We start from the raw sequence: 21,811 nt of genomic DNA, 5'->3' as shown, positions 1-21,811 counted from the left end.
TCAATGCGCTCGTCAATGATATGCGGACTTCATCAATCCAGTTCAACCGCGATCCAACGAGAGAGCGGTCGGGAGTCTTTTCGTCAACGGCCACGGGGAACCATCCATCCGGACGTTGGGAGCACTGCATCTCGCAGTGGGACTTGGCGCGTCAACTCTCTATCCATAGCAAAGCTCCGAAAGCGAATATTTTCCGAGCCGACGTCGTACAGGTTGAACGACATTCCCTCCCCGTCGGCGCGCCAAGAGGCCCCAGCTGTTCCAGCTCCGATCACATCGGTGACAAACAACCCGTCTGCGTTCGAGAACCTGTCACTGATCACTCGGCATTTCAATTTGTGCTGATGGCCGTGAAGAAGGAGCCGTATATTGTATTGAGTGCACCAGTCCACAAGATTCGACTGATCGACCATGGTTGAGACCGGGTCATGTATTTCGGAAGCCATTGCCTCTGGGACGTGCTCGACCTTGACCGTCGACACGACGTGATGATGCTGAACGGCTATGTTGACAGCAATCTCTGAACGAGCGCGAGCGTCTCTGTAGAGTTTACCGAGGCCTTCGAGTTGCCCGAGCGGTGCCAGGCCAAGGAAACCATATTCTTTGGTGTACTGGTCGCGCGGCAGAGTTGAATTCAGTTGCAGGAAATTCAGTTCCGTTGAAGGGGTCTTGAATCGGCGGACGCGCGAGATAACAGTTGGCGCACCAAATAATTCATCACAAAACTGGCGATATGATTCTTCAGTTTGACGGATTCTATCATCGTACTGGCGTTGCGAGAAATCAAATTGTGTTTCCCCGCCGTCTATCACATGCCTTGTTACATCGTGGTTCCCGGGAGTTATTACCAGGTTCTTTGAGGACAGGCCCGTCATCGAGAACAAGCGATTGAAGAAGGCCAGAGCATCTTCATATCGGTTTCTGTCTGGGCCATGGTCAGAGATATCGCCAGATACCACGATCACACCTGTATCCGTGGGTGCGAGACCTTGCTGCTCAAACGTCCGTTCTAGTGCGTCGGCCAGCGTGACTCGGCCGGGATGCCGCGTAGCGCTTGACTGCCATTCGTGGCTCTCGCCGAAATGGAGGTCGGAGATGTGCAGAATTCGGGAATTCTCGACCTGTTCCATTGTCGGCAGGCTGGGCTCAACCTCGTCGTCCAACCAGATCACGGTCTGTTCAACAGTGCCTAGTTCGCGGAATAGATCCTCCAGCATTTCCAGCTGTATCCCCGATTCGGCAGCTTCGGTCTCAGACATCTCCGATATTTCGACATCATCGATGCGGCGTAGTTCGATAAGACGAAACCACGCAGGAAATGCTTCGGAGGAATAGTATGCAGGTGTCGCGGCTCGCTCGGGCGTCATCAGGGGCTCGCCATGATTTGTTCTGACCTGGTCCACTTTTGCAATGTACGCTCGGCCGAGAGATTTGCTGAAGATCCCAATGTAGGCCGGCCCGGACGACAATAGACGGCTAAACTCATCCGATGGGTCGGTCTGGAGATCCAGGGCGTTCTGCGCTCGCCACCAGCCCCACCAGCAATGTCCTGTATGTTTGAGGATCTGCAGATGCTGCCATATGGTGCCGTTGAGGTCTGCAGCCATCCTCCGGTTGCTGAATCGAAGAACCAGTTGGAGTCGGAAGTTCGGGTTGTCAGTCCGAAGTCGCCTCCATATGCTGGGCGCCACTGGCCCACTCCCCTCGGGTCTTCCTCGCGGCGATCGACAACGGACTCGCAGGCGACGCTACTTCGGCGGACGAAGTACTCCCCGGTCGCACTATGCACGGCCGCGTTCGCATTAGTCGATCGAGTCGGTCCCGGACAACCCGACGCGGCACGACGTAGGTCGAACGCACGATGGTACACGAGATGCATGCTAGCGTGTACGGCCGACAAGACGGAGGACGGCTCACCGGCGGGCGCCATGGCATGGTCAGAGGCATGGCTGAAGAGATGCCGATCGGCTGTGGACCGTACATGGGCGGTGCCCGAGACCGGCTGGGTAGCCGCCTGGCGCCGTCGGGGGGAAGCTGTCAAAGGAGCATTGCAGGCGTCTGGCTACCGTCTGATGTCACCGTCAGTCGTCACTGTCGGTGCCTGTCGTTGTGCGCGGAGCGTTGGCAATTCCAAATGGCACGTGAACGCTGGGAACGACCTTCGATGTGCGCTCTAGGTGCACTTGTTGATCGTCGAAGTAGATGTGCGGCCTGAGAACATCGGTGATCAGGCCCTTGTCGATTCCGCCTAAAAAGAACGCGTCGTTGACCCGCAGGCCCCATGCCTTCAGGCTTACGAGTGCCCGCTCGTGCGTCGGTGCGTCGCGTGCGGTCACGATTGCCACGCGAACTCGGTTCCTGTAGCTGGGATCTTCACGGTGGCGCTCATCCTCGCGACGCTGAATCTGGTTGATGCTTCTTAAGAAGTCGCGAAGCGGACCTGCATCGTGAGGCGTAGCCAGGTTTCGAGCTTCGAACATCCGAAATCCGGTGATTCCGATATCCCGGAACACTCGTTCCGACTTGTCATCCGCTAGAACGCCGTCGAAGTCGAATGCAATTCGAAGTTCCTGATCGTCGGCATCATCTACAAACGATGAACTCAGTACTCGACCAGCAGGAAGTCCTGCAGCTACGGCTTCGTACACACTATTCTCGTCTGCCGAGAGAAATAGAGACATGTTGAGAGAAGGCATAAATCGATATGGCGCTTGTCCCTGCGTGAAGATGGCGCGGCTGATTCCTAGGCCGTGGGACGCGATTGACCGCATGACGCGAAGGCCAGTATCGGGATCGTTGCGGGATAGGACAATGACCTCGACGAGCCGCTCGCCATCCAAGGCTAAGTCATTGAGCGAGAGCAGGCGACGAATGAATGGGAACGCAATTCCCGGCATAAGCTGAGTATTGAGATGTCTCCCTTGAAATTGGCGATAGGCATCCTCTCCATCGCGCCTAAATATGGCGTCTGACTCTCCTAGGTCGAACAGTGCGCTGGATGCAATCCCGACGACGAGTTTTCGGTCTAGCTTGTAAGCCACTGGTCCTCCGATAGGCCGCTTAGTTGCTGAGAGACCACGTCAGCTGACATACAGATCTGCGTCTCTGAACCCGAGTGCAGCAGTACCGCGAAGCGCGGCTCTTACCTCGAGATCCGCCCCGCAGGTCGTCCTGCTCGACCGAGCTCCGCTCCATGACCTCAGCCTGCCAGACCGCGAGCCTTCAGGACGCCAGCCTGAATATCGCCAGATCGCTACGGATGACGAACGCTGGTCGCGGCATAGACGCCTTGAGCGCGCTGGTGAGGTCTCCGGTCAACAGTCCCTCCGGCACTGCCAGCTGCAACCTTGGCGCATTTGGTAGCGTGCAGGTCGCCATCGAACACAGCCGTTGACCGAGAGGATCCGATTGATCGTGTCCCGGGATGTCCCGCGCGGTTCGACATCATGTGGACGCGAAAGGTCTCGGGTGACGACAAGGATTGGCGGCTACGCTGCGGGAGCGCCCTCGGCTCGAACCGAGTCTGCTTGTCACCGACAAGAGACGGGCTGCGGAGCTGCGGTCTGGTCTGTGCAAGTTGATGCAGCATTGCTGGTGTGTGTAGCTGCCGGGTACATCGCGGCCGACGGCGACTCAGAACGACTCCAAGCCCTTCAGATGGCAGCCCGCGGTGTGCCAGGTGATTCCCGGGTGGCTCGCGCGGATCGCGGCCAGTCCAGCGGTTGCCAGCCCGGGGCGGGTGTATCCGTCGGCGGTAGCGGCTTCTTCGACCCAGCCAATCGCGCAGTGGTCGCAGACGCCGTAGTCAACGGCGAAGATCTCATCGCCGCCGAGGTATGCCGCACGTTCGCGCCATCCCGCCCGTCCGTATGACGGGGTATCACGCCACGGTGTGCCCACGCTGTCTGCCACACCGGGATACCATCGCGCCCGGCCGAGCCGACCCCGGCTTACATGATGCAGGATCGGCGTACGGCCAGACACCCACCCAACTTGGGCCATCGCCTGTGCCACGACCTCGCGAGCTGTACCCCGGCAGGCTTTGTCACGAGCGTCGGCGAGGTCGGCAGGATCGCCGTCGCCATGCCCGGGAGCAGTCGCCACGCTGGACACCGTACGCGGCCGCGCGCGTGCCCGGTACCAGTGTGAGCGCTCGGTATGTTGCTCGCGCTGTCCGCTTCCGATCTCCACGTGGCAATGCGAGCTGTGCGTCGAAGGCTCGCCGCATGCAAGAGCGGGCGCGCTCGTGCGGTTGTTACCTGCGCCCTGAGCCGGCCGTGGCGATGTCAGTCTGGCCGCGGTGAGACGGACTGCGTTGGCACATCCACGACGCCTGCCTCGTGTGTCAATTGTTCGGGAGTCTGCGATGAAAAGCCGGCCAGCACCTTGATGAGTCGGGAGCGCTGGCGGCTTTGCTCGCTGGCGCTGGCTGGTGGCGCGTCTCCGAGGATCGAATCGCCCTGGATCTGGTAGCACTCCCTGTAGGCGGCTATGTCGCGGGCGAGTTCGCGGAGTCGGTGGTGCGGTGCAGTGCTTGCTGTACGACGCAATTCGCCGTACCAGGCGGGTGGATTGGTGAGTAGGTCGTCGCCGAGCCTGTTGGCACGTTCGATGATTTGGGATTCGAGTTCGCGCAGCGGCGCGATGAGTGTGGGGTCGCTGACGTGGGTGGCTGGCGTCATGAGGCCGAGGATCTGTGCGGGGTGGTGGCCGGTCTTGTGTAGTGATCGGGCGGTCAGGCGGTGGACTCTGTGGTGGATGACGGCGGCGAGGTCGTTGGCAGTTGTGAGTGGTGACTGGCCGACGGCGCGGTGGAGTACGTCTGTGATGTCGAGGCCGGCGTTTTCGGCGCGGCGGAGTTCGGCGATGAGTGGGCCGTAGGCGGGGGAGGCTTGGAGTGCGGCTTGGTCGGATGGGTCGAGGCCGGAGGCGGCGATCGCGGGCAGGTAGCGGTTCTTGGCGTCGAGTTGGCAGAGGTGTTCGTGGATGGGGATGAGCCGGTCGAGGCGGGTGGCGTTGTCGAGTTCTTGACGCATGACTTCGTGGGCGGATTGCTCGACGCCAGGGTCGTTGAGGACGTCTTCGAGGACGTCTTGCATGGTCTGTTCAGCGTGGGGTTCGTGGAGGTCCGAGCTGGTTTGGTGGGTGGCGATGTAGGCGTTGTTGGCGTCGCGGCCGCGGGTCATGCCGACGTACATCAAGGCCCGGGTGAGCTGGTCGGTGACGAGTATGTGGGCGGTGTCTACGGTGGCGCCTTGGGCGCGGTGGGCGGTGGTGGCGTAGGCGAGTTCGACGGATTCCTGGACGTAACTGCTGGGGAGGGTGACGGTGTCGCGGTTGTGGTTTTGGACGGTGAGGGAGCCGTCAGGCCAGCGGTGGATGACGGTCCAGTGGTCGCCGTTCTTGACGAATTGGCGGTGGCCGTAGGGGAGGCGGCGGTTGTTGAGGCGCGTGACGATGTGGTCGCCTAGGCCGACGTGGTTGCCGTTGTGGAGTTCGATGCCGTCGGGTTCGACTTCGCCGGTGGTGATGCGGTCGAGGCGCGCGCGGGCGTTGAGGCGTGCGACGGTGGTGTTGTCGGCGGCGATGAGCAGGCTGGCTTTGCCGTGGTGGGTGTCGGTGAGCCAGGCTTTGTAGGCGGCGTCTTCCATCGCCTCTGATGAGCCCGCGGTCAGCCGATGGTGGTTGTCGTATGCGTCGATGGCGTCGAGTCCGCCGCGGCGTAGGGCGAGGCTGGCGTCGCGTTCCCAGGGGTTGGTGAAGCGCCAGACGTCGGTGAGTTCGGCGGCTTCGGTGTCTTTGGCGATGAGGCGGAAGGCGCCTCCTGTGTCGGCTGCGGAGAGTTGGGCGTCGTCTCCGACGAGGAGGAGTTTGGCGCCGGCGGTGTTGGCGGCGCGGGCGATTGTGGCGAGTTCCATGGTGCCGGCCATGGAGGCTTCGTCGACGATGACGAGCTGATTCTTGTGGAAGCTCCAGCGGTCGTGTTCGGCGTGTAGCGCGGCAAGCTGTGCAGCAAGCCGTTGCTGGCGCCGTCGACGGCGCGACCGGTCTGCCAGGTGTACGGCGTATGACGTCTGCTGGATCTGGTCGCGGCGTTGTTCGGCGCCGAGGCCGGCGGACTCGTAGATCCATTTCGCGATGTTCTCGGTGGAGGTGCCGAGGGCGTCGGACAGGATGGTTGAGGCGGCTGACGATGGCGCGAGGGCGATGATCGACCCGTCGCCGTACCTGGCTTCCCAGTTGGCGGTGAGTGCGGAGAGTAGGCTGGTTTTGCCGGTGCCGGCGGGTCCGATCAGGGCCTCGAGCGTCTGTCCGCTGGCTGCGATTCGCACGAGTGCGGCGGCTTTGTCAGGGCTGAGGCCGGCGGTGTGGATGGTGGCTGGGTCGATGGTGGGTCCGGTGGTGTCGCGGGCGAGGTCGAGCAGGACTGCTTCGGCGCCGAGGATCACGGGTGAGGTGTAGATCTGGCCGTTGTGGATGGTGAACACGTCTTCGCCGCTGGCGCGGGTGACAGGGGTAGTGACCAGGTCGGGTGCGGTGAGGGTGATCGAGCGCTGCTCGGCGCGTTCGAGGATCGTCTGCAGCGCGGCGAACCGGTCGTTGGTGGAGGCGAAACGGAGGAGCCGGGTTTGGCGTGCTGCTTCGGCGAGGAGGTTCCAGCGAGTCCAGGTCGCGCGTTTGGTTTGCAGTGTCAGGACGGTCGCGGCTCCGTACGCGTCGAGCGTTTCCGCGCTCAGGTCTGCGGCTGCCAGGGGACGCTCGCCGGCCGCGTTGAGCGGTCGTTGGATGGCGGCGACGGCGTCATGTCCGATCGCTTGATCGGCGCGTTTGCGCCACTGCTCCATGAGCACGGCGAGGGGTCGGGCGTGGTGTTTGGCAGGGCGGTTCATGAGGGTTGCGTGCTGCCGTAGGGCGTACATTTCGCGGCGGTCGGGTGGCCGGATTTGGTCGCCGCGGTCGTCGAGAAGTGCGTTGAGGTTGGCCTCGATCTGTGCGGTTCTGGCGGAGAACTCGCGGATCAGTTCGTCGGGAATCACGTTGATTTCGAACGCCGGATTTCGCCGGGAACCGCGTTCGCGAAGCTCCCAATTCACCCCGAGACGGCGGGTGAGATGGTCGGCCAGAAGCACGTTGTGGATCTCTGACATCGCCACCGCGGCCCGGTACAGCACGCGCCCATCCAGGGTCCGCCAGGTGCCGTCCGGGCCCTGCACGCGGTTCGCGACCACCACGTGAGTGTGCAGTTGCGGGTCGCCGCTGCGACTGTCCCAGTGATCGAACGCCGCCGCGATCACCCCGCGAGTATCCAGCTGAGCGATGCCGCCATCGCCGCTCCTGGTGAACGCCGCATGCTGCTCGATCAGCGACAACACGTCGGCGACAGCTTCGTGATGGGCAGCGACGATCTGCTCCTGGATACCCACATCGGCAGTCGCCCACAGCGCCGAAACCGACTTCACCGGAGAGAACGTGAGATCGAACCCAGCGACCGCCTGCCGCGACTTCTTCCGCGTTTCCTCCCGGCGGATCCGCGCCACCGCGTGCTCACGTTCGGGGTCCGTCAGGGCCGGGTCCAGGTCACGGATTTGGTCCCGGATCCGCTCCTCCGGACTCTTGAAAACCCGGTACGGCTCGCCGAGCGTCCGGCCGGTCAGCGGATCTTCCGCGCGCCCGAACAGTGCAGCCATCTGCGCCTCGGTCACCTCGCTCCCCGGGACCAACTCGCCATCGGCCAGGCCACTAAGGCCGTGGCCCATCCAACGGCCATGTGGGTATCCCGACGCGGTGTAGTACGCCGTCAACGGCGTCGCCATCCGCCGATCGACATCGCCAGCAGCGACATGCCGAAGCAGGTACAGATAGCCCTCGCCGGCGTTCATCCGGTGGATACTCAGCACAGTTGCCTGCCCCATACGGGGCTGTTGCGCAGATTCGCCAGGTCGCTCATGTCAGCTCAACGGCTGAGCGCTCACAGGTCTGATCGAGACGGCTCTCGCGGGGTCGCCCCGAGCATGCAAGAGGTGTGCCGGGATTGAGGCGGTCCTTCGCCGACCGGTTCGCAGGCGCTCACTCACCGAGCCTCACCTGAGCGCCGGTACAGACGCGCAGCGTTTCGCAAAGATCCATCGAATCTTCGCGGTGTACGAGGTTCTGCGAGCGCCGCCGGCGGTGCCGTGATCGGTATGTGGTGGGACACCCGATGCTCCCGACCGCGATGGCATTGTTGGGTTGGGTGAACGCGCAGCCCAAGTCTTACCCGCACAATGCGGCCCCTGACGCCTCGGGCCGGTGCGCTCCGTTCGACCTCCGTGAAGTGGCTTGGCTCGAAGCGAATCGGGCCGGAGGCTCGCATCGACGGCGGACTTCAACGAGCAAGCTCACCGACTGGCTGGCGAAGGCCAGCGCGGGTGGTGCGCACGGTCAAAGCCGCACCGACCCACGCTGGTTGACGCCGTCCGGGAGGCGTCCTGCTAGGACGGGTGGGGGCTTATCGCCCGCTGTCGCTGTCAGCACGCCGTGTGGTGTCGGGGGGCCAACGGCCTTGGGTGGTGAAGCCGAGGTCCGCAGCCGAAGGGGGAATCTCGGCATCCCAGACTCTGGCATAAGCCTCTGCAACGAGCGGCCAGATTCGGTGCAGGCCGTCTTCGACCGACTCGATCCCGTCGGCCAGGTATCCAGACACGACGAACTCATGTGGGATGACCCGACCGGCCGCATCTTTCCGCCCCAAAGGATCGGCAAAGCGCAGGGCTACCTTCCCGTGGGCCTGGCGGCACGTCGTCGGCTCGCCCTCGAGACCCGCGAAGCTGCGCTCATAGTCCAGAAGAGGGTCAGCCCACCCCCCGTCGAGCAGAAACCGGAACCCCCAGGAGCGCCCGCGAGTGGCCCAGATGAGACTCCCGGGTAGGTCCTGAGTGCTCACTTGAGGCTCCTGATGAGCAATTTGTCCTTGATGCCTTGCTCCAGGTCCAGCTTGAACTGCGTGAGCGTCGCGGTCAGGAAGTCATGGTCCTTCCTGGCCTGGGCATTGAGATCTCTGAGTTGCGACCCTGCCAGCTTGGCGGCCGCAGCCAGGGCAGGAAACACCAACTTGCTGTACGGGCCAACCTTCGGCAACTTCGCCGCCAACTTGTCGACGCCAAAGGCCTTCCCGCCCACCAGAACCGCAGCCAGGGTGTCGGCGCCGTCCGCCACCGTGTCCAGCACCCTCCTTGGGATCTCCATCCGCTCGTTCCACTGAACTCGGCGTTCCAGGGGAAGCATGGAGGCCACCGGCAGGATGAGGTCCAGCCCGACCCGTTGGGTCACATCGATCTCCACCGGCTCCGAGCCAACTTCCGAGAGTTCGAACTTGGCCGAGGAGAGCAGCATGAAATCCTCACCCAGTGAGAGCGCGTCAGGCGTGTCCACGAGGTCTCGAAGCGTCGAGCGCAGATCGTCGATGTGATCGGCGGCCTTCTCGATCACGAGGTCGCGGAATGTGTAGACATCCCAGTCCGGGAAGAGATCCGCCTTTGAGAGTGCCATCATCCAGATGCGGGGGAACTCGACCAAAGGGGCCCCATCGCCCAGCAGGTCGTCCTTGAGTCGCAATACACCCTGGCGGAAGTTCGTCAAGAGGGACTTGAGGTACCGCTCCTCCTCGCCCGCGTGGTCCAGCAACTTCTGGCCATCCACCAGCAAGAACGCGACATCGGAGCGTAGCAGTGACCGGAATGTGTCGATGCGGCGATTGGCCTCTTCCTCGCTGCTCGGCGACTCCTCGAACCATTCCCCCGGGTAGTCGTGCCATGCGAGTCGCAGCGCGTCGAAGGGCCGCTTCTTCGCCGCAGTATTGTCTCCGCCCTTGAGCTTGACCGAGAAATAGTAGGTCGTGGCCGCGAAGCGGGTAGTCAGCGGCGCTCTCGCGCGGTCTCTCATGCCAAGGAAGTTCCGGTAGAGGCGGTTGCCCTGCCCGGTGTCGTCGGCGACGAGGTCCCACAGTTCGTTCGAATACGAACCCTCCTGCGTCGGCCCGAAGAACGAGGAAACCAGCACCGTCTTCCCGGAGCCGCCCTCTCCGAAAACCGCGATGTGCTGCTCACGGATCCTGGGATATTTCGCCATGGCGCGAACGTACCTCACCCCGTCTGCCACACCCGGAAATGAAGGGATCGCTGCCCGCTATTCCACCGGCCTCGCGTGGAGATCGTCGCTCCCGGGACAACGTCACGACCATCCGGTCGGCCTGGAGGCTGTAACGCTGCGTGCACACGGGCGATATAGAGGCATCGAGCGCCGGGAGGCGCGCGGTGATGAGCTTGAACGACAAGCGGCCGCTGCTTCGTGTCATGGGGGTTATGCCTGATGGGGTTCCAGACGCCACTGTACGAGTTGAGTGACTTCCTGAAGTGGACCACGACTGGGAAGATTCAGCTGCCGGACTTCCAGCGTGGGTACAAGTGGGAGGACGAGCGTATTCGTCAGCTACTCGTGACGATACTGCGTGGCCACCCGCTCGGCGTCGTGATGCTGCTGAAGACGGGCAACGATCAGATCAGGTTCAAACCGCGCCCAGTCGAAGGCGTCACGCTCGGCGAGGAGACCGAGCCCGACTGGCTGCTGCTCGACGGTCAGCAACGGCTGACGTCGCTGACGCAGGCACTCACCGGCACCGGCGTGGTCGAGACCGAGGACAGCCGGGGCAAGAAGCTGAGCCGTCGCTACTACGTCCACATTAAGACCGCCCTTGCGGGCGAAGACAGACTTGATGACGCGATCATCTCGGTGCCGGGCGACGGCGTCGTCCGGAGCAACTTCGGCAGAGACATCGACCTTGATCTGTCTGATGAGGACAAGGAACGCGAGCACGGGTACTTCCCGCTGCGGTTGCTGTTCGGCGGTGCGGAGACAGTCACTTGGCTGTTCGCGCTTCAGGATGGGACCGGTGCGGAGTTCCACGCGAACGTGGTCGGCCCGGCATCGACCTACAACATCCCGGCGATCGAGCTCGACACGTCGACCAGCAAGTCCGCGGTCGCGACCGTCTTCGAGAAGGTCAACACTGGTGGGCTCGCGCTGAACGTCTTCGAGTTGCTGACGGCGACCTTCGCCGGCGACAAGGCTTACTACGACACGCACGGCGTGGACTTCAGGCTCAATGACGACTGGCGCGATACCCAGCAGATCATGTCGGCCTATCCAGTACTGGCTGGCCTGGAAACACAGACTTCCTGCAGGCCGTTGGCCTGCTTGCGTCGTACCACGGACCGACAGCGACGACTGCCAAGAAGGAGGACATCCTCCGGCTCGAGCTGACCGACTACCTGACCTGGGCGCCGAAGGTCCGCGAGGCGCTCAAGTGGGTGGCCGGGTTCCTTGACTCGCAGCACATCCACACCGCTGCGGATGTTCCGTATCCGAAGCAGATCGTTCCCTTGGCGACGATCAAGGTCGTTCTCGGCGACGATGCCGACGTACATGGTGTTCACAAGGCTCTTCGTCAGTGGTACTGGTGCGGCGTGCTCGGCGAGTTGTACGGCGCCGCGATCGAGAGTCGATTCGCCCGCGATCTCGAGCAGGTACCAGCCTGGGCACGGTCGCACGACGACAGGATGCAGCGCCCGAAGACCATCGAGGATGCAAGCTTCGTCGAATCCCGCCTGCACTCGATGCGTACCCGCAACTCCGCGGCCTACAAGGGCGTTTACGCTCTGCTGATGGCACAGGGCACGGTGGACTGGCTGGTGAACCAGCCGTTCGACAAGGCGCACTTCCTCGACATGCAGGTCGACATCCATCACATCTTCCCGAAAGCGTGGTGCTTCAAGAATGGCATCGACGACGAGCTCCGCGAGAGCATCGTCAACAAGACGCCGTTGGCGAAGAAGACCAACATCAAGCTCAGCGGACACGCGCCCTCGGTCTACCTGAAGAGCCTCGAGAGCCAGGTAAGGATACCGGCAGCGGAGCTCGACGCCATCATCGCCGCGCATCAAGTCGAGGTGGCGGCTCTGCGTGAAGACAGGTTCGTCGACTTTTTCGTCGCCCGCCGGGCGGCGCTGTGCGCCCTAATTGAAGGAGTGATGGGCAAGGCAGTCGCACACGACATCGGCGCCCGTGCAGTCGAAGGCGGAACTGAGACATCGCAGGCCTTCGAGTCCGAGCCAGAAGATCCCGAAGATGAGGCGGGTGAGGAGCCGAGCGTCAGCGAAGTCCTCTAGCGCACGGCAAGACCCACTCGCCAATCCGCCGCCAGGCGCGGAAGGACAGGTGCCTGCCCGTTAGCTGGCGAACCGCGACCAGGCATCGCTGCCATGTGCTTAGCACCAGGCAACCGTATGCAGCCGGCGTCCCCGACGAACTGGGCAGAGCAGCGTACGTCGCCATCGGTCGTCTGCTGGACCGCCTGGAGTCGAAGAAGATCATCCGAGAATAGCGACTCGGCAAGATACATCTGATTGTCGGACCAGGCAGTCTGGCGATGCTCGTCTGAATCGAGGAAGGTTGATCGGCATGACCACCGCCTACCGCTTGCTACCCGCACACCGACGCAAGCTTCGTCGTATGCGAGCACTCGTTGAGGCCGCGAGCGGCGACGCTGTAGAACCAGCGGACAATCCACCTACGCCCGAGCAACTTGCTGAGGCTCAGGAGTATCTGGCCACACACTCTTCGTGCGAGGCGTATCTGCTGTCCCAGGCGAGAGGTGTCAGTGCTCCGGAACGCCCTCGCTGCGCGCAGGGCTTCGGCCGCAAGGCGAAGGTCCGCGGACCGGCACGAACTCGGACGTGCCCGATCTGCAACAAGCAGAAGTCTGTGCTCTCGTTCGACAACGAACTCGGCAGATGCGTCAAGTGCAAATACGAGCCCCTGGAAGCCGGCAAGGACAAGAAGAAGGACCGCGGGAGGAGCAGGAAGCCCGCACCTGCCAGGGTCGACGCGATGGACCACACCGTTCCGGGCAGCTTCGAGGGTGGAAAGCGTCGTTAGGCGGCAGCGGGTTCTGCAGCCCGCCTCGAATATCTCGGACGTAGGTAGTGGCCTGCCCGTGTCTTTTGCGGCTCTCGCGTGTCTGGCAAGCAAGGTGCTCGGATCGAGGCTGTCGTTTCATGGCGAGCGACGCACGTCGACCCGCGGAGCTTGGGCCGGGCGAGAGTGGCGAGGAACGCAACTCCGTCGGTCATCCCGGCACGCGGTCGGAGGGCAAGATTGCCTCATGCGACTTCTTATCCTCGGTGGCAGCTGGTTCCTGGGGCGAACGCTGATCGTCGATGCCTTGGCTCGGGGGTGGGAGGTCACGGCTTTCTCCCGTGGCAAGAATGGGCAGCCGCCAGTTGGCGCGACACACGTTCTCGGCGATCGTCGAAACGACGTAGACCTCCAGCGCCTGGCCGAGTCTGGCCCATGGGACGCGCTCATCGACACCAGCGCGTTTGAACCGATCGACGTCACTCGGGTGACGGAGGCGCTCGGCAAGCAGATTGAGCAGTACGTGCTCATCTCGACCGTGAGTGCCTATCTCGATTGGCCTGCTGTCCCTGTCAGCGAGGATTCGGCGCCCTGGCCATCGTCGCTGACCTACACCGAAGACTCCCCCGAGCTAGCCGCCCTCTCGATAGGCGGCCAGTACGGCACGCTGAAGGCGGGCTGCGAGACAGCTGCGACGGACGGAGACATGCGCAGCTTGGTAGTGCGGCCCGGAGTCATCCTGGGGCCAGGTGAGTACGTCGGCCGCGGACTCAAGCTGCTGACAAGAGCTGCACGCGGCGGTCGATGGCTACTCCCTGCGCCACCTGCGCAGCCCATTCAGCCAGTCGACGTACGCGACGTGTCAACGTTCCTCCTCAATTCCCTTGAGGCGAAACGGGACGGTGTCTTCAACCTCGTCGCTCCGGTCGGCCACTCGACGTACGGCGCCCTGATCGACGTCTGCCTGGCACTGACCGGAAACCGTGCCCAACCGGCATGGGTGGATCCCAGATGGCTGGATGAACAGGGCGTCCGACAGTGGACGGAGATCCCGCTATGGCGAATCCCCGAAGGTACCTGGCAAGTGGATGGCCGGCGCGCCGCCGAAGCGGGAATTCGTCTGCAGACCACTGCGTGACACTCTGTACGACTTCAGAGAGGCGCTCCACCGCGACGGGCTCATCGACCACCCACGGCAAGGCCAGCTTGGGATGCGCCCCGAATGGGAAGCTGAACTCCTCACCGCTTGGGATGAGGCCCAGTCGTCAAGCGTTCGGTAGCGCCAGTCGCCAGACCGCCTCGGAGTTGAAGTCCTCGATCTGATTGCTCAAGTCCACAGTTTCTTCGGAATCAGGTCAATCGCGGCTTGTGAGCCGACCAGACAGTTGCTCGATTCGACCTCGGCCCGCTTTCAGGTTTGCGCTACGGGCCGAGGACTTGGGGGGCGTCAGCGGTCGCGCCAGGCGAGTGGTGAGGTTTGAAGAGCTGCTTCGGCGAGGCGTCGGCCAAAGTCGGTCTGGATTCGGGCGCGGGATGACTCGATCCAGCCGGTGACGCGCTTGTAGCCGGCTTCGCCGTATTCGACGGCCTGCATGAGGCACTCGAGCCGATCGGCGTCTTTCGCGCAGCGGGCCTCGATCGTCTCGGCGGCCTCGTACTCGGTGACGGCTTCACGGATACTCTTGGCTGCCGCCTCGGGGAGGACGGCAACCTGGTCTTCGGTGATGCGTTCGTTGCTCGCGACATCCATGTACGGCTTGGCGCTGTGCGGGACGTCGCCGATGCGGGTCTCCTGGGAGTCGTGCCACATCCCTAGGTACGCCGCCCGCGCCGGATCGCCGCCCTCCTCGCTGGCGATCAGCGCCGCGAGCTGGGCAACGCGCAGGCTGTGCTCTGCGACGGACTCGGGGTCTCGGACGCCGACGTGCCACCATCCGGCCCGACGGAGCCGCTTGAGCACGCCCATCTCGTAGGCGAAGGCGGCGACTCCTGTTGCGTCCCGGTCGGTAGCCTCATCGGTCACGATTGCTCCGTTTCGTCATCGGTTGGCCAACTGCACAGCGCACCGCAGGTTGTTCAACTCTAGGGTGCTGCCGACAGGGGGATTGTCGCCGACGGATGCTTCGACTCGTCGGCCGGTTCGTTCCCGGAATTCCCAGTCGTCCTCCAACCTCTGGACGTGCGAGCTCCTGCTGCCAGAGGCAGTGGATATTCAGCGGAGCATTCACATGATCTGTCAGATGTTCGAGCAGGTGGTTCGCTAGCCGCACTCCTGATCAGGTTTGAGTCGACGGTACGGCGCCTGCAGCGCGAACTCGGCGCCGTTCAGGATCGGCTCGATTCGCGTGGTCGCCGGCGTCGGCCGATCAAGCCGAGGCGGAACGGCGCCGGCCGACGTCGCTCCTGATTCCACGACCGTCGTACCGGGCCGGAACGTCAGGGAATCGTGACGACGCGTGCCCCAGTGACCGCTTCGAAAGACGACTTGATCGAGCGTGGTGAGCCGAGCACCGTGAAATGCAGCATGCTCGGCAGGAGGATAACCTCAACCTTGTCGCGGATCGTTGCTTGGAAAAGGCGTTCGAACGCCGACAGGCACAGCCAGTCCTCCTCGACGAAGACCGCGGCGAGCTCGAGGCCGGCGTCGGCTGCATAGCTTGCCAGGCGCTCTTTGCTGCGTGTGACCTCAGGTTGGCAGATGAGGAGAGGCAGGCACAGGTAGGCGTATGCGGGTGATCTCCTGGCGACTTGCTTGCGGTCATCGCGCCTGCAGTTGCAGGTCAGCGAGTAGCAGTTGCCTGCGGTGTGAACTCGTCGGCCGTGCTCTCCGTCCGGCAGGCAATCCGCGGGCTGTACGGTCCCGACGTCGTACTGGCTGGTCCTGCCAGCCCGAGATCTGTTCCCGATGGTCACGCTCTGACTGTATGAGCCGGGTCTTGATGGCCTCGATGAACTTGCTCGAACTTGCTCGCGTCGCCTGAGGGGGAAAGGATGTCAGGTAGGTAGATCCGCGAGCGAGGCTTTGATCAGGGCGCGAGCGCTTGATCCGTACACGGCGAGCTTGCTGAGTGCCGTGAAGGTTTCGGCGTACATGGCGATCTCCCGCGGGTGAGTGATCGTGAGGAAGCCCGACACCAATTCCACGTTGGCCTGAACGTTGTCGAAGATGTAGAAGTCTTCGACCGGCCACCGTGACGATCTGTCCACGTCTGCGGGGATCACACCGAGGCTCACGGATGCGAGCATCATGACGTCGAGCAGATGGCGCAGTTGTTGTGCCAGCACTGCCGGACCGCCGAGTTGGTAGCGCAAAGCGGACTCTTCGAGGACGAAGGCGAAGGTGTGCCCGCGCTGGGTGAGGATGTGTCGGCGGTCCATGCGTTCCGCTACCGTCGCGTCGATGTCGTCGATCGTGACGCGTCGGCGGTCCCGGATCGACGTGAGTACGGCGGTGGTGTAGTCCGCGGTCTGCAGGAGACCGGGCACCATGGTCTGGCAGTAGGAGCGGTACTGCCTGGTGCGTTCGTACAGGTCGCGGACGGAGGCGTTGAGGTGGTGGAGTCCGGTTCGTTCGGCGCGTCGCCAGTCCAGCCACATCGAGTCGACGGACCGTAGCTCGGCGATGAGCTCCGGCAGCAGTTCGGACGCCGAGCAGACTGCGCACCAGGTACGGAGATCAGCCTCTGAGGGCTGCTGTTTGCCGTGCTCAATCTTCGACGTCTTGGCCTCATGCCAACCGGCCGCGGTGGCCAGGGCTCGCGCGGACAGTCCCGCGTCAAGCCTGATATCCCGCAGCCGGTCAGCGAGCGCCTGACGGGCGCTTTGGGCACTCGAGGATTGCGAAGCAGACATCCCGCTACAGCGTAACGGAGTACTGCTCGTGGTCGATCCCAAGCTCCCAGGCGGCCTCGAACGCCGAGAGACATAGCTTCACTGCGTCTGGATCCGTGCTGACCTCGTTGCCGACGAATCGCCCATCTCCGGCGAAGAGGCCGAACTGCAGAGTTGCCTCGTCGAAGATCCAGACGTCGTTGCCAGGCAGGGCGATCGCCGACACCCGCGCGCGAGGTACCCAGCGAATCGCCTCGCCGGCAACCACGTTGACTCGCGAGGTCAGGGCATGTTCGAACGCGATGTACTCCGATACCGGTTCACTGACGACCCGGACGCGCTTCAACGTGACACCACGCGCCGTTGCCGAGCTGGCGATCTCCGTCCAGCCCGCGTACTCGCGGACCGCCTGGTCTAGGTCGCCCACCCTCCATGCTGCGAATGCGGGATCGTCGAGCATGTACTGGTCGTGGAGTTCCAGCTTCAGCACGATTTGCTTGCTGCTCGCGAGCAGTTGATCAAACGACGGCTCCGGCACGGCACGCCTCCACAATCATCTCCGCCATCCTGGCGGGCAGCTTCACCACAGACTCTGAGTCCGAGATCCCGCAGTTCTCGGACAGCCTGGCCAGCAGTGCGGGATCGACGACCGTCTCACCCTGGAAGTACACGTCTCCAGTCTCCTCGTCGCGGAAAACCGCAGGACAGTTGTTGCCTGGGCAGTCGGGATCCTTGCCGTAGAACTGTAGTGCCACGATGACCTCCCGGATTGGGTACTGCGTTGTGGGTAGTGCTCGGCCAAATCATCGAGCGGTCCTCCGCCCGTGGCCAAGCGTCTTGGCGTGTACCTCGCAAGTCCGCGCAAGGTACTTGCCAGATCTGGGGTTACGAGATCGAACTCAGCCGACGTTCTCGGGCCACGGCCGCCACTCAACGCCTGTGGGTCGCTGGCCGCCGCTGTGAAGGAAGTCCTTGACGGCCGCTCGCAGTACGTCGAGTGAAACCTCGGAGTCGAGCGCGAAGTCTTCCGGATGGCCTGCGTACTCGTAGAAGACTCGGTCGTGCGGCGAGGTCTGGCCGACGGCGTACCAGACGCCCTCGGCTCCGTCGACCGTGCCGGCGAACTTCAGGCCGCCGAGCTTGCGTTCGGCGTTGACGCCGACCCGGAAGTCATGGTCCGGATAGCCCTGGTCTGTCTGCGGCCGTTCTGCGAGATAGAGAGCGGCCATCGTGTGATCGAACGTCTCGCCGAGCAACTCGTCAACGAGTTGTTCGACGTCGGAGTCAGTACGGATCAAGAGGGGCTGATCGTCGTGTTCGTGCCGGTAGTAGGCCTCGATGCTGTAGCTCATCTTTCGTTGGTCTCTCTACTCGGGATAGGTGCGTTTGAATCCGTCCGGGCCGTACACCGTCAGTCGTGCCCCATCAGGGAGGAACTTCCACAGGTTCCGATGACAACCGTACGGGCCGGGGCAGGGTCTGTTGTTGATCATGATGGTCTCGTCTGTCAGGCCGTCACGACGCATCCGCATGGCGAACTTGACCTCGACGTGCGACCCCAGGGTGTCCGGACCCGGTGCGATCCTGATGTTGTGCTCCTCCATGAACCGCTTGACGTCGGCGCTGTCGTTGTCATAGCCGCTCACGAGATCCTCTTCCTCGTCAGCAGCGTTGATCCATTTGCCATGCGTCTTGTCACCTAACTTCCTGACAGGCACTCGCTCGAGGATGCCGCGGGCAACGGGTTCGAACCTGTCGGGTTCGCTGGACGACGGTCGGGAAGGGGCTCGCGGGATCGTCTCGTCGCCGACTCCGGTGAGCTTGTCCGTTGTGCTCGCTTCGCGGTCTTGCTTGCCTTCTTTCTGTCGATCCGATCGTGGGGTGCCATCAGCTGGGCTGGGCGATCGACGACCTGCTGGCCCACCGCTCGGCTCGGTCGTCCGGATGCCACTGACCATTTGCTCTACCCACGCCCTCGCCCGGGAGTCAGCCTGCGACAGGTAGTGGGCGGCTTCTTCGCATCGCCTCGCTGCCTGGTCGAGCTGCATGGCGGCCATGCGGGCGCTCGGGTTGTTGCTCGTGCCGCCGATCCATGCTGCCGCCTCGCGGCTCTTTCGAGCTCGATCGTGCAGGTAGCTCACCGCCCGCGCGGACTCGTTGAGACAGCCGAGCAGCTGTTCGGCGACCCGCTGCAGCTCGGAGGGCATGCGGCCGCGGCCGGCTAGATCTGGTCGGCGTAGCTGCGGCAGCCGGCTTCTGCGATCTGCAGCGATTGCACGGCTTGGTCGACTGACTTCGCTGCAGCGTCGAGCATGATCGCGATGTCCTGGTCGGCCCGCGTCGCCGTACCGCGAATCAGGGCGTGCACGTGCTGGCTGGACTGCTCGAAGCGTTGCTTGAACCCGGCCAAGCTGGCGGCGCCTTGCCGCGACTGGTCAGCCAGACCGTGCAGCTGCATCTTCATCTGTTCGACTTGGGACATAGGTGAGCCTCACTCCGAGGTGTCGTGGGGATGGTGGAACGGCTGGCGCAGGACGGACTCGCCTCCGCGTCCCGCGCCAGCCGGTAATGGAGGTCCTTGGCCGAGCCGTCCACAGGGGAGAGGCGGACTCGGACAAGAACCGCAAGTGGCGGGATCGGTGGGTGTGCAGCGATCTTCTGCACGTGAGGGGCTGAGCTGGAGGACTCCCCACCGATCCCGCCGGTTCATGGGGCGACCTCGTGCGGCATGATGCGAGCCCCTGTGACGCGCTCGAACTGCACATGTACCTCTGCCGGGTGTCCGAGCAGCGCCAGGTGTCGCAGACTTGGCAGGACTACCGTCGCGATCTGGTAGCGGTTGACCGAGGCGACCAGCGCATCGAACGCAGCCGGAGCGGTGTCGGGGTCTTCGACGTAGACCGAGCCCATGGCAAAGCCTTCGAGCTGCGCGAACACTTCGAGTTCACGCTTCAGATCGTCGACGTGTCGGTCCGACAGATACAGGTCACGTCGGGCATAGCCAAGCAACAAGGGTCGGGTGTAGTCGGTCACTGCTCCTCGTCCACCCACCGGCTGAACTTCGCGACCAGACGCACCCAAAGTCGGGACCATCGGCCGCGCCGGTGCTGGCCGCTCATGTGTGAGCAGCATCTTCATCCGCCGACACGGTCACCGGCTCGATGGTGATGCGAAGACTGGCGAAGCGTCGAGTCATCGCGGCTTGGTACTGGATGGCAGTCGTCGGCTCGGCGGTGTAATCCGCGATGACGTGCTCACCAAACCAGACCCGGACACGGCGGTCGGGCAGGCGTGGGTCGTCGACGAGGGCAGTCACTTGCCACGCACCTCCTCCGAGATGTCTCGGATCATGAACCCGTACAGCACAACTGCGACGAGCGTGAGGACCCATGTACCGGTCATGGCGCTTCCAACTCCTACTCGGGATGAGGGGCGGCAACCTGCCGGGGCGGGCGGAAGGTCCAGCGACACCACCAGTCCGGCCTAGACCTATTGCATCGCTTACGCTGGGTACACGACAGCGCACGTTTGTGGCATCTCTGGCGCATCCTTGACGAGCGCCGCTCGGTCGCGGCAGCCTCTCGGCAACCGCTGGGGAGATGGAGAAACGACGGTGGCAGGCAAGCGAACTCGATTGGCTGAGTGGCGACGCGCTGCTGGGTACAGCCAGGAGCGCTTGGCCGAGCATCTCGGCGTGGACCGCTCGACGGTCGCGCGCTGGGAGTCTGGCGGTACCGTGCCAGTGCCATTCGCCCGCCCGCGGCTCGCGGCGGCTCTGGGCGTCTCAAGCGCGGAGCTCAACGCCGTCTTAGGCGACAGTGGACCATCAGGATCGCGGCCAGCTGCTGAGATGGTCATGCCTGGAAGCCTGGCCGAGACCGACTTGCCGCGCCGAGGCTTGCTGCGACTCCTCAGCCTGGCGGGCACCGTTATTGCGGGAGCTGAGTTGGTCGGCGACCGGAGTGAGTTCCCAGCCGGCGGGCCCCTGGACGTCGGCTCGGTTTCTGAGCTGGCGAACTTCAACCAGCAGCTGTGGCGGATCTTCGCGATGGCAACTGCCAAGCAGGCCGTGTATCCACTGGTGACGCAACAACTCGCTCAGTTGGTCGACCGGCTGAAACGGACACACCGAGCAGCTACGCGCCAAGCCCTCTGCGAGCTGACTTGTGACCTATTCCAGCTGGCCGGCGAGGTCTTCTTCGACAACGACCAGTACACCTCGGCAGCCCACTGCTACACGCTGGCTGCACAGGCTGCCCGCGAGGCGGGTGCCCGCGACATGTGGGCCTGTGCCTTGACTCGGCACGCCTTCATCAGCGTTTACGAACAACAGTTCGCGGACACGGTCCCGATGTTGGCCTCGGCGGCCGAGCTGGCCGCTAAAGGCGATAGCGCCCTCTCCACACGCCATTGGGTAAGTGCCGTACAGGCCGAGGTCGCCGCCGGACTGGGTGATCTGAGTGCCTGCGAGCGAGCACTGGAACGGGCCGAACAAGTCAGAGGATTGGGTAGCGAGAGTCAGACCGGAGGATGGCTGCGCTTCGACGGCTCGCGGCTACCTGAGCAACGCGGCACCTGCTACACCCTCCTCGGCAAACCGGACCTGGCGGAGAGGTCCTTGCAAGCAGCACTGAGTACGTCGGTGTCGTTGCGGCGGCGCGGTAGTGTGCTCGTGGACCTGGCAAACGTAGGAGTGATGCGCCGAGATGTCGAGCAGACGGTGAGCTACGCAACCGCCGCCATGGATCTGACAGAGCAGTCTGGTTCTGGCGTCATCGCTCGCAAACTCGCCGGCCTCAACCAGGAACTCTCCAGCCACCGCCACGATGCCCATCTGTTGCGCTTGAGCGAGGACATTTCGGCACGCCTGTCCGTCGAGCGCTCGCCGCTGTAAGACCCCCGTCCAAAGGAGCAACGCTGTTGTCGAACGAACATGGGCCTGCCCCGTTTTGACGGACATCCGAGATCAGGAGCTTGTGCTCCGGGAGGATGTTCATCATGGAGTCCATGGGCAAGAAGAAGCCGCGGC

Annotated in this window: 20 protein-coding genes; 5 read left to right on the top strand and 15 right to left on the bottom strand. The window is 63.4% G+C overall.

The genetic code is table 11. From position 1 onward, the window contains the following. Window positions 1-83 precede the first annotated feature (83 nt). The 5 genes from ABT313_RS13915 to ABT313_RS13895 form a co-directional block, all read right to left on the bottom strand. Window positions 84-1,691, bottom strand: a complete 1,608-nt coding sequence (locus ABT313_RS13915; protein ID WP_502883977.1) for a metallophosphoesterase family protein — start codon at window positions 1,689-1,691, stop codon at window positions 84-86. A gap of 390 nt (window positions 1,692-2,081) precedes the next feature. Then, window positions 2,082-3,041: a 5'-nucleotidase gene (locus tag ABT313_RS13910; protein WP_350852236.1), complete on the bottom strand. Its 960-nt coding sequence runs from the start codon at window positions 3,039-3,041 to the stop codon at window positions 2,082-2,084. Window positions 3,042-3,633: 592 nt separating this feature from the next. After that, a complete protein-coding gene (locus ABT313_RS13905; protein ID WP_350852234.1) occupies window positions 3,634-3,912 on the bottom strand; it encodes a hypothetical protein in 279 nt (92 codons plus the stop codon). Window positions 3,913-4,286: 374 nt separating this feature from the next. Then, window positions 4,287-7,913, bottom strand: a complete 3,627-nt coding sequence (gene mobF, locus ABT313_RS13900; RefSeq protein WP_350852231.1) for a MobF family relaxase — start codon at window positions 7,911-7,913, stop codon at window positions 4,287-4,289. A gap of 1,006 nt (window positions 7,914-8,919) precedes the next feature. Then, on the bottom strand, window positions 8,920-10,107 hold the full coding sequence (locus ABT313_RS13895) for a TRAFAC clade GTPase domain-containing protein (protein WP_350852229.1): 1,188 nt from the start codon (window positions 10,105-10,107) through the stop codon (window positions 8,920-8,922). A gap of 240 nt (window positions 10,108-10,347) precedes the next feature. Between ABT313_RS13895 and ABT313_RS13890 the strand changes: the two genes are divergently transcribed. The 4 genes from ABT313_RS13890 (at window position 10,348) to ABT313_RS13875 (ending at window position 14,089) form a co-directional block, all read left to right on the top strand. Continuing rightward, the gene (locus ABT313_RS13890; protein WP_350852226.1) at window positions 10,348-11,298 is read left to right on the top strand and encodes a DUF262 domain-containing protein; all 951 of its coding nucleotides are present in this window, start codon (window positions 10,348-10,350) and stop codon (window positions 11,296-11,298) included. Between the two features lie 47 nt (window positions 11,299-11,345). After that, window positions 11,346-12,203, top strand: a complete 858-nt coding sequence (locus ABT313_RS13885; RefSeq protein WP_350852224.1) for a hypothetical protein — start codon at window positions 11,346-11,348, stop codon at window positions 12,201-12,203. Window positions 12,204-12,798: 595 nt separating this feature from the next. Next, entirely contained in the window at window positions 12,799-12,972 is a 174-nt protein-coding gene (locus tag ABT313_RS13880) for a hypothetical protein (protein ID WP_350852221.1), read from the top strand. 226 nt (window positions 12,973-13,198) lie between these two features. Then, window positions 13,199-14,089 (top strand): Rossmann-fold NAD(P)-binding domain-containing protein, encoded by an 891-nt coding sequence (locus ABT313_RS13875; RefSeq protein WP_350852218.1) that lies wholly within the window; start codon window positions 13,199-13,201, stop codon window positions 14,087-14,089. A 309-nt stretch (window positions 14,090-14,398) separates the two neighbouring features. On the opposite strand, the gene ABT313_RS13870 is transcribed toward ABT313_RS13875, so the two are convergent. From ABT313_RS13870 to ABT313_RS13825, 10 genes are all read right to left on the bottom strand, one after another. Then, the gene (locus ABT313_RS13870) at window positions 14,399-14,974 is read right to left on the bottom strand and encodes an HD domain-containing protein (RefSeq protein WP_350852215.1); all 576 of its coding nucleotides are present in this window, start codon (window positions 14,972-14,974) and stop codon (window positions 14,399-14,401) included. Window positions 14,975-15,387: 413 nt separating this feature from the next. Next, a complete protein-coding gene (locus ABT313_RS13865) occupies window positions 15,388-15,864 on the bottom strand; it encodes a hypothetical protein (RefSeq protein WP_350852212.1) in 477 nt (158 codons plus the stop codon). A gap of 81 nt (window positions 15,865-15,945) precedes the next feature. Further along, entirely contained in the window at window positions 15,946-16,803 is an 858-nt protein-coding gene (locus ABT313_RS13860) for a helix-turn-helix domain-containing protein (protein WP_350852209.1), read from the bottom strand. Between the two features lie 4 nt (window positions 16,804-16,807). After that, a complete protein-coding gene (locus tag ABT313_RS13855) occupies window positions 16,808-17,320 on the bottom strand; it encodes a DUF6879 family protein (protein ID WP_350852206.1) in 513 nt (170 codons plus the stop codon). Further along, entirely contained in the window at window positions 17,301-17,537 is a 237-nt protein-coding gene (locus ABT313_RS13850; RefSeq protein WP_350852203.1) for a hypothetical protein, read from the bottom strand. The genes ABT313_RS13855 and ABT313_RS13850 overlap by 20 nt, the downstream gene beginning before the upstream one ends. 144 nt (window positions 17,538-17,681) lie before the next feature. Continuing rightward, a complete protein-coding gene (locus ABT313_RS13845) occupies window positions 17,682-18,134 on the bottom strand; it encodes an Imm1 family immunity protein (protein WP_350852201.1) in 453 nt (150 codons plus the stop codon). 15 nt (window positions 18,135-18,149) lie between these two features. Further along, window positions 18,150-18,989, bottom strand: a complete 840-nt coding sequence (locus ABT313_RS13840; protein ID WP_350852199.1) for a DddA-like double-stranded DNA deaminase toxin — start codon at window positions 18,987-18,989, stop codon at window positions 18,150-18,152. 14 nt (window positions 18,990-19,003) lie between these two features. Continuing rightward, entirely contained in the window at window positions 19,004-19,264 is a 261-nt protein-coding gene (locus ABT313_RS13835; RefSeq protein WP_350852196.1) for a hypothetical protein, read from the bottom strand. 224 nt (window positions 19,265-19,488) lie between these two features. Continuing rightward, window positions 19,489-19,815 carry a hypothetical protein gene (locus ABT313_RS13830; RefSeq protein ID WP_350852193.1) on the bottom strand — a complete coding sequence of 109 codons (327 nt, stop codon included), beginning with the start codon at window positions 19,813-19,815 and terminating at the stop codon, window positions 19,489-19,491. A gap of 82 nt (window positions 19,816-19,897) precedes the next feature. Next, complete coding sequence (locus tag ABT313_RS13825; protein WP_350852190.1) at window positions 19,898-20,098, bottom strand: hypothetical protein; 201 nt, start codon at window positions 20,096-20,098, stop codon at window positions 19,898-19,900. 297 nt (window positions 20,099-20,395) lie between these two features. On the opposite strand from ABT313_RS13825, the gene ABT313_RS13815 reads away from it, so the two are divergent. Continuing rightward, window positions 20,396-21,676, top strand: coding sequence for a helix-turn-helix domain-containing protein (locus tag ABT313_RS13815; RefSeq protein WP_502883976.1), 1,281 nt, complete (start codon window positions 20,396-20,398; stop codon window positions 21,674-21,676). The last annotated feature ends 135 nt before the right edge of the window (window positions 21,677-21,811 follow it).

This window comes from Kribbella sp. NPDC000426 (assembly GCF_040300265.1).
Taxonomy (GTDB): Bacteria; Actinomycetota; Actinomycetes; order Propionibacteriales; family Kribbellaceae; genus Kribbella.
This window is presented reverse-complemented; position numbering and strand designations above follow the sequence as displayed.

Bases quoted from the DNA above. Each gene is read 5' to 3' on its own strand.
- ABT313_RS13875 (WP_350852218.1), top strand. From the start codon at position 13,199: ATGCGACTTCTTATCCTCGGTGGCAGCTGGTTCCTGGGGCGAACGCTG.
- ABT313_RS13845 (WP_350852201.1), bottom strand. From the start codon at position 18,134: ATGAGCTACAGCATCGAGGCCTACTACCGGCACGAACACGACGATCAG.
- ABT313_RS13835 (WP_350852196.1), bottom strand. From the start codon at position 19,264: ATGTCCCAAGTCGAACAGATGAAGATGCAGCTGCACGGTCTGGCTGAC.
- ABT313_RS13895 (WP_350852229.1), bottom strand. From the start codon at position 10,107: ATGGCGAAATATCCCAGGATCCGTGAGCAGCACATCGCGGTTTTCGGA.
- ABT313_RS13840 (WP_350852199.1), bottom strand. From the start codon at position 18,989: ATGCCCTCCGAGCTGCAGCGGGTCGCCGAACAGCTGCTCGGCTGTCTC.
- ABT313_RS13890 (WP_350852226.1), top strand. From the start codon at position 10,348: ATGGGGTTCCAGACGCCACTGTACGAGTTGAGTGACTTCCTGAAGTGG.
- ABT313_RS13860 (WP_350852209.1), bottom strand. From the start codon at position 16,803: ATGTCTGCTTCGCAATCCTCGAGTGCCCAAAGCGCCCGTCAGGCGCTC.
- mobF (WP_350852231.1), bottom strand. From the start codon at position 7,913: ATGGGGCAGGCAACTGTGCTGAGTATCCACCGGATGAACGCCGGCGAG.